Source organism: Robiginitalea biformata HTCC2501, from assembly GCF_000024125.1.
GTDB lineage: Bacteria > Bacteroidota > Bacteroidia > Flavobacteriales > Flavobacteriaceae > Robiginitalea > Robiginitalea biformata.
Window position 1 is genome coordinate 963616 of record NC_013222.1, and the last position, 15032, is coordinate 978647.

Below are 15032 nucleotides of genomic sequence, written 5' to 3' on the forward strand. Positions count from 1 at the left end.
GGCAATCCCGCTCGTATACAAGGTACTAAAAATACCCGTAGCATCGCCGGATGCAAATCATACAACATTTTGTGCCAGTCATACAAATCCGGTACCGCGGGGCGGGAAGTCTCCTTATTTTAGTTTCAGGCTTGATGTCGATGCCCCGAAACCGCAGACCGCACATCCCAGGGATCGGAATGCGGCCACCTCTGGGCCGACATTTGAGTTACTTGTTTTGGATTAGTTTGGTTAGTTAAAAATCCGTTTCGTACGTGCTAAGCCGTCGGGGCGGGTTTTTTTCTTTGGGTACAGGCCCCCTGCCGCCTGTGAGTATTCGGGAACAGCTTCCGCTGAAGGGTAATTGCGGTTCCCGGGGTAATATTTGTTCGAGATCCGATGAAAATGAAAAGCGCATATCGCCGGCTCCGCACGGCCGCCCGATGGGTAGCCATGGTACTGCTCCTCAGTATCCAGCACCTGCTCGAAGGCGCATGGCGGTCCGACACCCCCAATACGGGTTAAGTGTATGATGCCCTCAGGCCGTCTGTTTTCCCAAAAACGGCCTGAAGGCCCAAATGTGGCCGGGGCCCTCGGGATCCGCCAACACCCATGGGTGCATCCGGATGGTCCGGCAAACCGTCAAAGGTCAAATCGAATCCCCTGCGCCAGGGGGAGATTGTCGCTGTAGTTAATGGTGTTTGTCTGCCGCCTCATATAGATTTTCCAGGCGTCCGAGCCGGACTCCCGGCCGCCGCCGGTTTCTTTTTCACCCCCAAAGGCGCCGCCTATTTCGGCGCCGGAGGTGCCGATGTTTACGTTGGCGATTCCGCAATCGCTCCCCGCGGCAGAGAGGAAGGCTTCCGATTCCCGCAGGTTGGTCGTCATAATGGCCGATGAAAGCCCTTGCTTGACGCCGTTTTGAAGTGCAATCGCATCGTGGACGTCCCCGGAGTACCGGATCAGGTACAATACGGGCGCAAAAGTTTCTTCCTGTACGATTTCAAAGTGGTTTTCGGCCTCGGCAATAGCCGGCTTCACATAACAGCCGCTCTCATACCCCGGGCCGTCCAGGACGCCCCCGGGCACCAGGATCTCGCCCCCTTCGGCAACCACCTGCTCCAGGGCTTTCCGGTACATATCCACAGCCTCCCGGTCAATCAGCGGGCCAACGTGGTTTTCCTCGTCCAGCGGGTTGCCGATTCGGAGTTGTCCATAGGCCTGTTTCAGGGCCGATTTTACCTCGTCATATACGTCTTCGTGGACGATCAGCCTCCGGGTGGAGGTGCAGCGCTGGCCACAGGTACCGACGGCTCCGAAGACTGCGCCGATAACAGTCATTTTTATGTCTGCGTCCGGGGTGACGATGATGGCGTTGTTCCCTCCGAGTTCGAGCAACGACCGTCCGAGCCGGGCGGCAACTGCCTGCGCGACGATTTTGCCCATCCGGATGGAACCGGTTGCCGAGACAAGCGGTACGCCGGTGTCACCGGTCAACATTTCACCCACCCGGTAATCCCCGTTGATCAGGCAGGTTATTCCTTCCGGCATCCCGTTGCGGTGGAATACCTCGGCGGCGATCTTCTGGCAGGCGATACCGCAGAGCGGCGTTTTTTCGGAGGGCTTCCAGATACACACATCGCCGCAAACCCAGGCCAGGGCCGTATTCCATGCCCAAACGGCCACCGGGAAGTTAAAGGCGGAGATGATCCCCACCACACCCAACGGGTGATATTGTTCGTACATGCGGTGTCCCGGTCGTTCGGAATGCATGGTCAGGCCGTGAAGCTGGCGGGAGAGGCCCACGGCAAAATCGCAGATATCGATCATCTCCTGCACTTCGCCAAGGCCTTCCTGGTAGGACTTGCCCATTTCATAAGATACGAGCTTGCCCAGGGGTTCTTTGAGCTCCCGGAGCCGGTCCGAAAACTGCCGGACGATTTCCCCGCGCTGGGGGGCGGGTACCAGGCGCCAGGAGGTAAAGGCGCTGGCTGCGGTTTCCGCAACACGCCGGTAATCTTCCTGGGTGGTGGCCCGGACCCTGGCAATGGTTGCGCCGTCAACCGGCGATACGGAGGCGATTTCCTCCCCGGAACCAAAGTGTTCCATTCCGGTGGAGCTTCCGGGGTTTACGTCTTCGACTCCCAATGCTTTCAGGGCTTTTTCTATACCAAAATCCAGGGCAACTTCCGTCATTTTGTAACTTTTTTATGCTGAGATGTTATATTTATGACAAAACTACAAATTCCCGGGGCATTTCCATGACCGGCCGGCCAACTTTATCAGCGGGAGTTCCCGGATTTGTCGGGGGGGCACCGGCAGGGGCCTAGTCGGACGAATCCCCGACAAAGCGGGGATCGGCTTCCATCACAGTCCCGCATTGATCACAGGTCCGCAGGGCCTCCGACCCGTAGAACACCTTAAAATGCGCCAGGAAGTCTTTTTCGATATCCTCTAATTTGAAATAGGCTTCGTAGAGCTTGTTGTTGCAATTGTCGCAGTACCAGAGCAGCCCGTCCCGGGCATCCGTATCGCTGCGCTTGCGCTCCACCACCAGGCCGATGGAATCCGGGTGCCTGACCGGCGAATGGGGCACCCTGGCCGGGTGCAGGTACATGTCCCCCGGGCCGAGGGTGAAGGTTTTTTTCTCCCCGTCCTCCTGTACGTGCACCTCGATCGTCCCTTCGAGCTGGTAAAAGAGTTCTTCGGTTTCGTTGTAGTGGTAATCCTTACGCGCATTGGGCCCGGCCACCACCATGACAATATAGTCCCCGGCCTCCTTGTAGAGGTTCCTGTTTCCCACCGGGGGCTTGAGTTCTTCCCGGTGGTTTTCGAGCCATTGCGTCAGATTGAAAGGAGGGGCGATTGCCATTTTCGTATTGTTTCGTTTATCGCATGTAGCGTCCCCGAAAGATACGAAAATGGAAGCGATATCGGGCCGGCCCGGAGTTCAGGGCGGTCCGGAGTTCAGGCCGGCACGTGGGCTATTGCAGGTAAAACAACTGGGTGAAGTACAATTTCCCGTCGGGAGCGCGTTTGACGCTGACGGCCGTGTGGCTGAAGCTGCCCTCCAGGGTACTCTTGTGGGAGGCGCTCGCCATCCAGGCATCAAAGGCTTCCTGGGCCGTGTCGTAATTCCTGGCGACATTCTCGGCTACGGACTTGGCGTCCGTGGCCTCCGCGATTTTGGAAGCGCGGGCATTGAAGTCGTCGTGACTCGTGTTCCCGGTGGCAATCATATAATCCGTGTGCTGGTTGGCGTAGGAATACGCCAATTCGCTAAAGGCCAGGGGGTCGGCCCCTATGGCCTGCCGGTGCTGGTTGACAAGTTCGAGTATGGCACCCTCTACAGCCTGGACATTCTCGGCTTCTATCGGGTTAGCAGGCATTGTTGAATCCTTGGAGCAGGAAGCGATTGCCAGCGCGAAGAAAACCAAGAATGCACTTTGCATTCTCATTTTCATACAGTGTTCTATTCTGTAAGTAGGCCAGTAGAAAGAATGGGGGTTCTTTTCATACCCGGCGCGGGGCCGGAGGATAATAATACACATTTTTCCGGCGAACCGCCCGGGAGGGCCTTAAATTTCGATAAAGTGTCGGGAATCCTCGTACACCGGCAAACAGCTTCTAATTCTTCGGGCGGTTAACGGGAGGCGGGAACTTCGGTTTCCCGGGGTGCCGGCTCCAGGACCCGGCTGAAAACAAAGGCGCCGACTTCCCGCACCGGCCCGTAGAGTACGGACTCGCGGACTGCATCCGAGTCGCCCACGCCCAGGGTCCGGTTGGCCCGTTCAAAAAAGATCAGCAGGGCCCCGAGGATAACGGCTACTTTAACCACCCCAAAAACGGCGCCCCCCAGCCGGTTCAGGAAGCCCACCAGGATCATTTCCGCCACGCGGGTAAGCAGTTTGCCCAACAGGTGGACAGCAATGACGATGGCCAGGAAGGTGATCAGGAATGCGGTTAGTTTCAGGTAGTAGGGGCTCCAGTCCAGGCGCTGACTCAGGTAGCCGGCCGCGATGTATGAAAAGTGGATGGCCCCGTAGATCCCTGCTATCAGCGCGGCGATGGAGGCAATCTCAAGGATCAGCCCGTTGCGAAACCCCTTATAGAGTCCGTAAACGAGTAATAATCCCAGAATGACATCGATAAATCCCATGGCGGTTACCCGCAAATATAGCGCATTGATTCGTACCTTTAGGGCGCGTTAAACGGCGCCCCGATCCGGCTGGCTTATGGCAAGAGATACAGAATTGAAAGCGCGTTGGGAGAAGCTGCAGGCAGACCTTTCCGAACGGTTCGCCGACGGGGACACCCTGGATCTGGACGCGATTATCTACCTGATCGGCGTCCAGGAACTCGGGCAGTTCCACCGCCGCTTCAAGAAAGATGAAAAACTCGACCTGATGCATATCGGCATCTGCCGCCTGCTGGAGCCTTATGGGTATTACGAGTTCGAATATTTTGACGATGAGGGATGGCCGCATTACCGGCTGCTGGAACCGCTGCCGGTGCTGAAGGCCGGGGAGCAATCCGTCCTGATGAAGGAAGCCATCGTCACCTATTTCCTGGAAAACGATTATCCGCTATGAAGGCAAAATTCCCCTATTACGCCGTGATTTTCACTTCCCGCCGGACCGAAGAGCAGGCCGGGTATGCGGAAACTTCGGCTCGTATGATGGAGCTGGCCGCACGCCAGCCGGGTTATCTGGGGGTGGACCACGCCCGGGAGGAAGTCGGGATAACCGTCAGTTACTGGGAATCCCTGGAGGCTATCGCGGGCTGGAAGGCCCAGGCCGACCACGCACTGGCCCAGCGGAACGGACGCGAAAAATGGTACAGCGAGTACCGGATTCGGATTTGCCGGGTGGAGAAGGAATACGGGTTTAACCGGGAAGGATCTGCTGAATGACTCCCCAGCAGGGGGACGGCAACCCTCCTCGTTGAAGCTCCTTCCGGGGAACTGAAACCCCGCGCGCCCATTGGCGAAACCTGAAATTCCTCGTATTTTTATCGCATACCATCGCGGTCCCGGAATAACGCTCACGTCGCAACCCGGCCGCGATACCCTGCACCAAACCCCAATTGCTATGAAAAAACCGAACCCATTTACCACGAAGAGCCGGTCATCCGACCTCAGGGAACTGCAAGCCTCCCGAGCCGACCTGCTGGTTATCGGCGGGGGAATCACCGGGGCGGGGATTGCCCTGGACGCCGCATCCCGCGGGCTTCGCACCGTCTTGCTGGAAAAGGGGGATTTTGCCTCCGGGACCAGCAGCAAATCCACCAAACTCATCCACGGGGGCTTGCGGTACCTGAAACAGTTCGACTTCTGGCTGGTGAAAGAGGTCGGTTCGGAGCGCGCCATCGTACACAAACTGGCCCCGCACCTGGTCCTGCCCGAGAAAATGCTCTTGCCGCTCATCGAAGGGGGGTCGTACGGAAAATGGCTCACATCCATCGGCCTGAAGGTATACGATATCCTCGCCCAGGTAGGAGGGGACGACAAGCGGAAGATGCTGGAAAAGAAACAGGCGCTGAAGAAAGAGCCGCTCCTGCCGAAAAAGAAATTAAAAGGTGCCGGATATTACGCGGAATACCGCACCGACGACGCCCGACTGACACTCGAAATCATCAAGAGCAGCCTGGAATTCGGGACCAAGGCCCTGAACTACATGCGGGTGGACGACTTCCTTTACGAGGAAGGCCGCGTGGACGGCGTGGTGGCCGAAGACCTCCTGGGGGGCGGCAAGATGGAAGTCCGCGCCGACCATATCATCAATGCGGCGGGCCCCTGGGTAGATGAGTTGCGGGGCGTAAACCGCAGCCGGCAGGGCAAACGGCTGCACCTGACCAAGGGGGTCCACCTGGTTTTCCCCCATGAGAAACTCCCGGTTCGGCAGTCCGTTTACTTCGACGTGCCGGACGGGCGGATGATTTTTGCGATTCCCAGGGGGAAGGTCACCTACGTGGGCACTACGGATACGAATTTCAACGGGGACAAGGATGACGTGCGCACGGATTTGGCCGACGCCATCTACCTGATTTCCGCGGTGAACAATATGTTTCCGTCCATCGAGCTGGAAATGGCAGATATCGAATCGTCCTGGGCAGGACTGCGGCCACTGATCCACGAGGAAGGCAAATCCGCCTCCGAATTATCGCGCAAGGATGAGATTTTTACTTCGGAGAGCGGCCTGATCAGCATGGCCGGGGGCAAGCTGACCGGGTACCGGAAAATGGCCGAACGGGCTGTCAACCGGGTAGCGCATCGCCTGGAGGAAGCCGGGAAGGAGCTGGGGCCCTGCCGGACCGAGAAGCTGCCGCTCTGCGGGAACGGCTTTAAGAATTCCAAAGCGGTGCGGGAGTACATCGACCAAATAGCCCGCCGCCTGAAGCCTCACGGACTGGACCGGCATGTGGCCTGGCAATTGGTCACCACCTACGGGGACCAGACGGAAACGATCCTGTCGGATTTTGAGGCCTCTGAGGGGAAGGACCCCAGGTGGCGCCTGATGCAGGCCGAATTGCAGTTTGGCGTGGCCTATGAGATGGTGCAGAGCCCCATGGACTTTTTCATCCGGCGAACCGGCCGGCTTTACTTCGATATCGATTCGGTACGGGAATACCTGGAGGAGGCCGTTGCCGAGTGCGCCCGGTTGCTGGGGGCGGATGCCCGGAAGGCCGAGGCCTGGAAGGAAACCCTCGAACGGGAAATCCACCTGCACAGCACGTTCAGCCTGGAACCGGTATAGCTTCCCGGGGTACCCCGGGATCAACTCATCCGGTCGGCCAGGGCAGCGAAGGTTTTCTTGGCATTCTTTTGTTCGTACAACACTTTGTAAACGGCGTCGATGATCGGGGTCTTGACCTTCTTGGGGAAGTCCTCCTTGATGGCGTGGGCGCTTTTCACAGCGTAATAGCCTTCAGCCACCATACTCATCTCCATCATGGCGCTTTTTACCGTGTACCCTTTCCCGATCATGTTCCCGAACATCCGGTTCCGGCTGAAGGTGGAATACCCGGTTACCAGCAGGTCGCCCAGGTAGGCCGAATGGTTGATATTCCGGTCGATGTTGTACAGGCGCTTCGTGTAGCGCTTCATCTCCCGGATGGCATTGCTCATGAGCACGGATTGAAAATTGTCGCCATATCCCAGCCCATGGGCAATCCCCGCGGCAATCGCGTAGATGTTCTTCAACATGGCCGCGTATTCCGTGCCGATGATGTCTTTGGTAACCTTCGTCTTGATATAACTACTGCTCAGGGCCCGGGCCACCATCCGCGCCTTCTTTTTATCGGAACAGGCGATGGTCAGGTAGGACAGCCGCTCCAGGGCCACCTCTTCTGCGTGGCAGGGGCCGGTGATCACGCCGATGTCGTCATAGGCAATGTCGTAGGTTTCGTGCAGGTGTTCCCCGACGATTTTACCCGTCTCGGGCACGATTCCCTTAATGGCCGAGAAAAGGGTTTTGCCGCCGAGGGGGACGCTGAGCTGTTTGAGTTCGCGGACCAGGAAGGCAGACGGGATGGCAAAAATCAACAGGTCTGCGTCCCGGACCGCCTCGTCGATGGTGTCCGTCAAACGGAGTTGGTCCGTGTTGAACTCCACGGAGCTCAGGTAATTCGGGTTATGCCCTTCCCTGCGAATGTGTTCGATGGCGTCCGGATTCCGCATGTACCAGGTTACCTGGTCCAGGTTCTCGCACAACATTTTTACGATGGCTGTAGCCCAACTCCCGCCGCCTAGTACGGCAAACCGCATATTTGCTTTCACTCCTGTGTTCTTTCGTCCAAAATTACTTAAAATTAATTCGGTCGGAAATGCGGATAAAACCCATTAAAACGTTGACTATCAGCGCCAAGAAACTTTGGCACGCCGATTGCAACTTGGTAATCGGAATCAAAGTCACGCGATATGAGAACGAAAATTACGATCCTTCCGCTTCTGCTGCTCACTTTTCTGCTCCATTCCTGTTACACCGAATTGTGGGTGGAGGAACCCGCCCCGGTAGCAGACGTCCCGGTCAGCGCCCGGCAGGTGCTGGAAGCCTATGACCTCTGGTATGTGGATATCCACGCCACCCGGGGCAGCGGTGAGGTCCCATTCCTGCAGCACGCCTTTACGGTCTCTTTTGACAGGGGTGCCCTGCTCGCAAACAACAACCTGGTGGGGATCGGGAAGACGGGGAACGGCCTGGGCATCCAGGTGGGCTGGTACGATACGGCCGGCGGGATTGTGGCCATCGACCACGACATCGACGGGCTCTGGGACCTGGATGTCTATGTCCTGGGCAATGCCCGGGTGGAACTCTACGACCCGCAAACGGATACCTCGTATTTTCTCCACGGCTACCAGCGCGGCCAGTTCGATTACGACGGGCTGTTTTACGATAACATCCATTATTTCCTGCAGGAATACAGCGCCTGGGAAAAAACGTTTGCCAGCGATGCCGGGACCCTGAACGATTTTGACCGGGAACACTTCCTGTCATTCCCGGCCCTGGGCAACCGGGATGAATTCCGTTCGTCCGAAGACCTTCCGGGCACGCCCATCCAGGCGCTATTATGGGATTACCAGGGACGGTATACCGTGTACAATGTGCCCGGCGACCCCAGCCTGAAAACTTTAACACTGGATTATGAATTTATGGGCAATGACTATTTTGAATTATACGTTATTGATGACGGAACGATTGAACTCTACCACCCGGACAGCGGGACGTTGTACGAGTTCTCGGGCCGGGGCTACCGGCAATTCCTCAAGGATGCGGGCAGAGACCTGCGCAAACGCCGGGCGGAAACGCTCCCGGACATGCACGTGAGCAGGAAGCGCCCGGGGTAAGCCTTTAAAATTTTGGTTGGTTGGTTAGTTGGAAACCGTCCGGATCCTGTAAGATCCCGGGCGGTTTCTCTTTTTAGGGGACAGGGACCGGCAGCAAGGGGGCATTGCGGGTACCTCAATGACTCCCCGAAATTGTTGCAAAATCCTGAGAGATCCCCGCGAATTCTGAAGATTCCCGAATTCCTTCCTCCAGGCCGGGCCTCTCGGAAATATTGGGTAATTTTGCCGGCTTAAACCAGGATTTTGAAGAAGTATCTGAACCTATTCGATTTTTCACAGGAAGTCAATTACCGCACGGAGATCCTTTCCGGGCTTACCGTAGCCCTGGCACTTGTGCCCGAGGCGATTGCATTTGCCCTGATTGCCGGGTTGTCCCCGCTCACCGGGCTCTATGCAGCCTTTGTATTGGGTCTGGTAACCTCCGTCCTTGGCGGAAGGCCGGGCATGATCTCCGGGGCCACCGGGGCCGTGGCGGTGGTCATCGTTTCCCTGGTAGCCGACTACGGAGTGGAATATGTCTTTGCCACGGTAATTTTAGCCGGCCTGCTGCAGGTAACGGCCGGGGTGTTCCGCCTCGGTAAATTCATGCGGCTGGTGCCCCACCCCGTGATCTTCGGGTTTGTAAACGGCCTGGCCATCATCATCTTTATGTCGCAACTCGCCCAATTCAAGACCCCGGAAGGGGGTTGGATGCAGGGTCCGGCCCTTTGGACCTTTAGCGGGCTCGTTCTTCTTACCATGGCCATTATCTGGGGCCTGCCCAGGCTGAGCAAGGCCGTGCCCGCCTCCCTGGTGGCCATCCTGGTCATCTTTGGCCTGGTCCTGGCACTGGATATCCCCACCCGCAGCATCGGGGATATTGCCTCCATCAGCGGGGGCTTCCCGCCATTCCATATCCCGGAACTGCCGTGGACCCTGGAAACACTGCGCATCATCTTCCCCTATGCAGCAATCGTGGCCGGGGTGGGGCTTATCGAAAGCCTGCTGACTCTGAACATCGTCGACGAAATCACTGAAACCCGCGGCCGCGGCAACAAGGAGGCGGTAGCCCAGGGGGCGGGCAATATCCTTTCCGGCCTGTTCTCCGGTATGGGCGGGTGCGCGATGATCGGCCAGAGCCTGATCAATACATCCAATGGCGCCAGGGCCCGGCTCTCGGGGATTGTGGCATCCCTGATGCTCCTGGTATTCGTGGTTTACGGCTCCGGGTTGATTGAGCGCGTGCCGATGGCGGCTCTTACCGGGCTGATGATTATGGTGGCCCTGGGCACCTTTGAATGGGCGAGTCTGCGGACTTTTCGCCGGATGCCCAAATCGGACGTCCTGGTCATGGTGCTGGTTACCCTGGTAACGGTCTTCCTGCACAACCTGGCCCTGGCCGTGCTCGTGGGGGTGATCATCTCCGCCCTGGTTTTTGCCTGGGACAATGCCAAGCGCATCCGGGCCAGGAAGCACATCGACTCAGAAGGGGTCAAGCACTATGAAATCTACGGCCCGCTCTTTTTCGGATCGACGACATTGTTCAACGAAAAGTTCGATGTAATGGGCGACCCGGAAGAAATCGTAATCGACTTCAGGGAGAGCCGCGTGGTGGACATGTCCGCCATCGAAGCGCTTAACAAACTCACCGAACGCTACGAACGGGTGGGCAAAAAGGTCCACTTAAAGCACCTGAGCAGGGACTGCCGCCGCCTGCTCAAAGATGCCGACGACATCATCGAGATCAACGTGTTGGAAGATCCGACCTACAAGGTGCTGACCGACAAGATCTGAAGGGTGGGAGGGTCCCGGTAGGCGGAATGCCTACAGGGTCCTCAGGTATTCCAGCAGTGCCCGCGCGTCTTCTTCGGACAGGTTCTGGTTGGTCATGATCATGTTGTTGTACTCCTTGAGCAACGCCTTGGCAATGGGGTCTTCCTTGAGCATCCCGTCGGGGTTCAACATCATATTCATCACCCATTCCGGGCTGCGGCGCTCCATTACGCCCGCCATGGCCGGGCCGATCATGCGTTTTTCCACCTGGTGGCAGGCGACGCAGATCTGGTTGAATTTGGCTTCTCCGGTTGCGGCGAGTTCCTGGTCGATTTCATCGGGAAGATCCAGGGATTCCACGGGTCCCACGCCTTTGTTGGAAAGGTCTACGGGGACGCCTCCCGAATCGGCTTTTTCGGCAGCCGGGGCTTCCTGCTTGGTACGACTCATTTCAAAACCGTCGTCTTTTTTCTCTTCCTTTTTTTCGCCGCAACCCGTCACAAAAGCTGCAACGGTGCATATAGCCAAGAATTTTTTCATGATACAGATTCTTATGAGCGACTAATATACAAATTCGGTGCTTATGAATGCTGCCTGAAAAATCGAATTGCGCGGAGTTCGTTGTAGTAGGTGCCCCCCGGCAGGATAAACCCGACATGCCCGCCATAGGCCGGGGATTCGTAAAACAAGCGGGGATGCCGCTCACTGAGTGCCCCGGGATAGCAGGCGGGCCCCAGGAAACTGTCGTTGCGGGCATTGAGCAGGAGGGTGGGGACCCGGATGTTTTCCAAAACCGGCAGGCTGCTGCACCGGGCGTAGTAATCCAGGGCGTCCCGGAACCCGTGCGCCCGGCTGGTATACAGGTCGTCGAAATCCTTGAGGGTCCGGATAGCCCGGAGGGTTTCCAGGGGTATCCGGTCCGGGAAAAGGCGGTGTTTCTGACGCATTTTCTCCCGGAGGTTCCTGAGGAATCGCCGGGAATACAAACGGTTCCTCGGTTGCTGGAGCTGCATGAGGGAATCGCGCAGGTCTACAGGGACGGAAATGGCCGCTGCAGCCTGGATGCTCCGGGCCCTGCCGGGGTCTTCCCCGAGGTATTTCAGGATCAGGTTCCCGCCCAGGCTGAACCCCTTGAGGTAGATGCGGGCTTCCGGTTGTGCGGTTGTCAGGTGTTGAACCACGGCCTGCAGGTCTTCCGTAGCCCCGGAATGGTAGGAGCGGAACAGCCGGTTGGGCTCCCCGCTGCACCCCCGTAGGTTCACCGCACAGACTGCGTAGCCTTCCCGGGCAAATGCAACGGCGCTCCCGACCATATACGGGCGGCGCGTATCGCCTTCCAGGCCGTGAACCAGGACCACTATCTTACCCGGGTGCTTCGCTTTGTTCTCACCATTGCGTCCCAGCCAGTCCAGGTCCAGGAAATCCCCGTCCGGGAGTTCCAGGCGTTCCCGACGGTAGCCCGGGTTGGGGACCCGCCGGAAGAGGGCGGAATAGATGGTGGACAGGTGGCCGTTGCGCCAGTACGCCGGGGGATGATATGCAGACGGTTCCAGGGGCATCGGTCAGACGCCGTGGCAATAGCGGTCCAGCAATTCGGCTTGTTCGGTCAGGGCTTCCCGGAATTCCAGGCGGAGCCGGTCGATCAGTTCGGAAACCGGGAGGACGTCCCCGATACTGGTAACCCCTTGTCCGGCCGACCAGATGGTCTTCCAGGCCTTGGCCTCCGTATCCAATTCTTTGCCAAAGTCGATCTTCGTATCCCGTTTCAGGTCTTCTTCGGTGAGGCCGGCGGCCTCCAGGCTGGGCCCCAGGAAATTTGCGGGCACTCCGGACACGGCTGCTGTATAGACAATATCGGATGCGCCGGCCTTCACGATCATCTGCCGGTAGGCCTCCGGGGCCCGGCTTTCTTCCGTATTGATAAAACGCGTCCCCATATAGGCCAGGTCGGCCCCCATTTGCAGCGCGGCTGCCACGTCCCGTCCCGTGCTGATACAACCGGAGAGCAGCAGCGTTTTGTCAAAGACCTTCCGGACCTCGGCAATCAGGGACATCGGGTTGAGCGTTCCGGCATGCCCCCCGGCGCCCGCGGCAACCAGGATCAGTCCGTCTACCCCGGCTTCCGCTGCCTTCTCGGCATGGCGTTTCTTGATGATGTCGTGGAATACGAGGCCTCCATAACTGTGAACGGCATCCACCACATCGGAGACGGCGCCCAGGGAGGTGATTACCAATGGGACGCGGTAGCGGACACAGAGTTCCAGGTCGGCACGCAGCCTCGGGTTTGTCGGGTGAACAATCAGGTTGACCCCAAACGGGGCGGGCTTCTTGCCGGTTTCCCTTTCATAGGCCTCCAGGGCCCCGGTGATTTCCCTGAGCCACTCTTCGAAACCTTCGCTGCTGCGCTGGTTGAGGGCCGGGAATGTGCCGACGATGCCTCGTTTGCAGCAGGCGATGACGAGCTCGGGGTTGGAAATCAGAAACATGGGTGCCGCCACAACCGGCAGGCAAAGGCTATCGATAAAACGCGCTTTTTCGGGCATTGGAACAGGTTGATGGATAAAAGAAAAGTTCTAAGTTAAAAGTACGATAAAAATGCAGGGCTCCGGGAAGCGGGGAAGAAATCCGTTAATTTTGCAACCGGGTTGTCAGCAACTCAAACTGAAAACCCCGACATGTAACCCAAAACTCGTCAATTTATGTACATGAAAGCGTTCGAAGTCCGATGGAGTGACCTGGATGCCAACCGGCACCTGGCAAACAGCGCCTACACGAATTTTATGAGCCACGCCCGTATGTCCTTCCTGATCGAATCCGGCCTGGACCTCCCGGAAATGGTGGAGCAAAACCTGGGCCCGGTGGTCTTTTTCGAGCACATGCACTACCTCAGGGAAGTACTGCCGGGAACCGGGGTGAGGGTCTCGGTGGAGGTAGCCGGCCTGAGCCGGGATGGGATGTTTTTTGAATTCCACCACAACTTCTACGACCACCGGGGGAAGCACCTGGCACATTGCAAGATGATGGGAGGTTGGATCGATCTGCACCGACGGAAGCTCACCGGGCTGCCTCAAAAATACCTGGATGCGCTCAGCCGCACGGAAAAGGCCGAAGGTTTCAAGGAACTCACCCGGGCAGACACACGCCGCCACGCCGTGCCCGTCAGGGACCTGGAATAGTACGCCTGCTCACCAGGTACACGCCGCTCATTACCAGCAGCATGGCTAGCACGTCCAAAGCGCTCAGGGTATCCTTGCCGGTGAGGAGGGCAAACCCTATACCGATTACGGGTTGCCCGTAGATAAAGGCGCTTACCGTGGAGGCTTTGAGCTGGGTCAGGGCAAACACGTTGAACAAGTAGGTGAGGAACGTGGTGCCGATAACCACAAATGCGATCGAGGCCAGCCCCCAGGCCGGGATGGACGGCCAGTCGATTTCCAGGAATTCCGGCAGCGTGATGGGCAGGTTGATGAAAACCGCCAGGGTAAACAACCAGCGCATCAAAACAAACGGGTGGTACTTCTCGATGAGTTTTTTGACAAGGATCAGGTAGAGCCCGTAACTGCTCGCATTGACGATGAACAGGAAATTCCCGAGGGGGATGTTCGGGGCGTTCATCCCGGTGGTTTCATTCAGAAAAATCAGGGCCAGGGCGCCGGCAAGCCCCAACAGAATCCCCAGGCCCCTGAGGCGTGTCAGCCGTTCGCGGATGAGGAAATACGAAAAGATCGCGACGATGATCGGGGTCACCGTAACCAGGACGGAACTGTTGACGGGCGTGGAAAGTTCGAGCCCCTTGAAGAACGACAGCATGTTGATTACCATGCCGAGGAGGGCGCAGAGCAACAGCCGCCCCCAGTCCCGTTTCTCGACAGACTGGCAGGGGCCGGCAAAGGAGATCATCCAGAACAGCGCGGCGGCCCCGGTTACCCGCAGCAGGATAAATGCAAAAGGTTGTACATAATGCGGCATGACACCCTTTGCGATGGTGTGGTTCAGGGCGTAGATGGTTGTGGCCCCTATGGCCGCCCATATGGCCAGCGTCCGCTGGCTCAAGGATGGAGGGCTTGTGCGGCTGCCACTGTGGTTTTGGCGGCGTTGCCGATAAATACCCGGCCGCCGGCCAGGATAACGGGCCGCTTCAGGAAGGTATAGTGTTCCAGGATCAGGTCGCGGAAATCCGTTTCGCCAAGCGCGGCTTCCTTCAGGTTGCGCTCCCGGTAAAGGCGGGCGCGTTTGCTGAAAAGCGCTTCGTAGCTGCCGGCGGCCCGGCGGAGTTCTTCGAGTTGCGATGCGGTAATCGGTTCGGTTTTGATGTCCTGCAAAACCGCAGTTTCCGGCGGGTCGAGCTGTCGGAGGATCTTTTTGCAGGTATCGCAGGTGCTCAGGTAGTAGATTTTAATCATCGGTGCTTGTTGTATTGGATCGCTTCGGCAATTCTATATCATGGGGCGCCCCG

At 57.8% G+C, this 15032-nt stretch carries 16 protein-coding genes; 6 read left to right on the forward strand and 10 right to left on the reverse strand.

Annotated features, from left to right (window positions below):
* Positions 1-621 precede the first annotated feature (621 nt).
* The 4 genes from amaB to RB2501_RS04300 form a co-directional block, all read right to left on the reverse strand.
* Positions 622-2175, reverse strand: coding sequence for an L-piperidine-6-carboxylate dehydrogenase (amaB, locus tag RB2501_RS04285; RefSeq protein ID WP_015753522.1), 1554 nt, complete (start codon positions 2173-2175; stop codon positions 622-624).
* Between the two features lie 130 nt (positions 2176-2305).
* Entirely contained in the window at positions 2306-2851 is a 546-nt protein-coding gene (locus RB2501_RS04290; protein ID WP_015753523.1) for a 3-hydroxyanthranilate 3,4-dioxygenase, read from the reverse strand.
* A gap of 112 nt (positions 2852-2963) precedes the next feature.
* Entirely contained in the window at positions 2964-3368 is a 405-nt protein-coding gene (locus RB2501_RS04295) for a CAP domain-containing protein (RefSeq protein ID WP_238528103.1), read from the reverse strand.
* A gap of 254 nt (positions 3369-3622) precedes the next feature.
* Positions 3623-4138 carry a CvpA family protein gene (locus RB2501_RS04300; RefSeq protein ID WP_015753525.1) on the reverse strand — a complete coding sequence of 172 codons (516 nt, stop codon included), beginning with the start codon at positions 4136-4138 and terminating at the stop codon, positions 3623-3625.
* Between the two features lie 76 nt (positions 4139-4214).
* On the opposite strand from RB2501_RS04300, the gene RB2501_RS04305 reads away from it, so the two are divergent.
* The 3 genes from RB2501_RS04305 (at position 4215) to RB2501_RS04315 (ending at position 6734) form a co-directional block, all read left to right on the forward strand.
* Positions 4215-4571, forward strand: a complete 357-nt coding sequence (locus tag RB2501_RS04305) for a hypothetical protein (RefSeq protein ID WP_015753526.1) — start codon at positions 4215-4217, stop codon at positions 4569-4571.
* Complete coding sequence (locus tag RB2501_RS04310) at positions 4568-4891, forward strand: antibiotic biosynthesis monooxygenase family protein (RefSeq protein ID WP_015753527.1); 324 nt, start codon at positions 4568-4570, stop codon at positions 4889-4891. Before RB2501_RS04305 ends, RB2501_RS04310 begins: the two co-directional genes overlap by 4 nt.
* Positions 4892-5069: 178 nt before the next feature.
* Positions 5070-6734: a glycerol-3-phosphate dehydrogenase/oxidase gene (locus tag RB2501_RS04315; RefSeq protein ID WP_015753528.1), complete on the forward strand. Its 1665-nt coding sequence runs from the start codon at positions 5070-5072 to the stop codon at positions 6732-6734.
* 20 nt (positions 6735-6754) lie between these two features.
* Here the strand turns inward: RB2501_RS04315 and RB2501_RS04320 are convergent, their stop codons facing one another.
* Positions 6755-7756 carry an NAD(P)H-dependent glycerol-3-phosphate dehydrogenase gene (locus RB2501_RS04320; RefSeq protein WP_041326983.1) on the reverse strand — a complete coding sequence of 334 codons (1002 nt, stop codon included), beginning with the start codon at positions 7754-7756 and terminating at the stop codon, positions 6755-6757.
* Positions 7757-7897: 141 nt separating this feature from the next.
* Between RB2501_RS04320 and RB2501_RS04325 the strand changes: the two genes are divergently transcribed.
* Together RB2501_RS04325 and RB2501_RS04330 are read left to right on the forward strand one after the other, a co-directional pair.
* Positions 7898-8824, forward strand: coding sequence for a hypothetical protein (locus RB2501_RS04325; RefSeq protein WP_015753530.1), 927 nt, complete (start codon positions 7898-7900; stop codon positions 8822-8824).
* 243 nt (positions 8825-9067) lie between these two features.
* The gene (locus tag RB2501_RS04330; RefSeq protein ID WP_015753531.1) at positions 9068-10597 is read left to right on the forward strand and encodes a SulP family inorganic anion transporter; all 1530 of its coding nucleotides are present in this window, start codon (positions 9068-9070) and stop codon (positions 10595-10597) included.
* Positions 10598-10627: 30 nt separating this feature from the next.
* On the opposite strand, the gene RB2501_RS04335 is transcribed toward RB2501_RS04330, so the two are convergent.
* From RB2501_RS04335 to RB2501_RS04345, 3 genes are read right to left on the reverse strand one after another with little or no spacing between them, the layout of a single operon-like run.
* A complete protein-coding gene (locus RB2501_RS04335; protein ID WP_015753532.1) occupies positions 10628-11116 on the reverse strand; it encodes a c-type cytochrome in 489 nt (162 codons plus the stop codon).
* A 41-nt stretch (positions 11117-11157) separates the two neighbouring features.
* On the reverse strand, positions 11158-12135 hold the full coding sequence (locus RB2501_RS04340; protein WP_015753533.1) for a YheT family hydrolase: 978 nt from the start codon (positions 12133-12135) through the stop codon (positions 11158-11160).
* Between the two features lie 3 nt (positions 12136-12138).
* Positions 12139-13119, reverse strand: a complete 981-nt coding sequence (locus RB2501_RS04345) for an NAD(P)H-dependent flavin oxidoreductase (protein ID WP_015753534.1) — start codon at positions 13117-13119, stop codon at positions 12139-12141.
* Positions 13120-13275: 156 nt separating this feature from the next.
* Between RB2501_RS04345 and RB2501_RS04350 the strand changes: the two genes are divergently transcribed.
* Positions 13276-13752 (forward strand): acyl-CoA thioesterase, encoded by a 477-nt coding sequence (locus tag RB2501_RS04350; protein WP_041326986.1) that lies wholly within the window; start codon positions 13276-13278, stop codon positions 13750-13752.
* Here RB2501_RS04350 and RB2501_RS04355 read toward each other — a convergent pair.
* Both RB2501_RS04355 and RB2501_RS04360 read right to left on the reverse strand, forming a co-directional pair.
* Positions 13736-14629 (reverse strand): DMT family transporter, encoded by an 894-nt coding sequence (locus RB2501_RS04355; protein ID WP_015753536.1) that lies wholly within the window; start codon positions 14627-14629, stop codon positions 13736-13738. The genes RB2501_RS04350 and RB2501_RS04355 overlap by 17 nt on opposite strands.
* On the reverse strand, positions 14626-14979 hold the full coding sequence (locus RB2501_RS04360; protein WP_015753537.1) for an arsenate reductase family protein: 354 nt from the start codon (positions 14977-14979) through the stop codon (positions 14626-14628). Before RB2501_RS04360 ends, RB2501_RS04355 begins: the two co-directional genes overlap by 4 nt.
* Positions 14980-15032 lie beyond the last annotated feature (53 nt).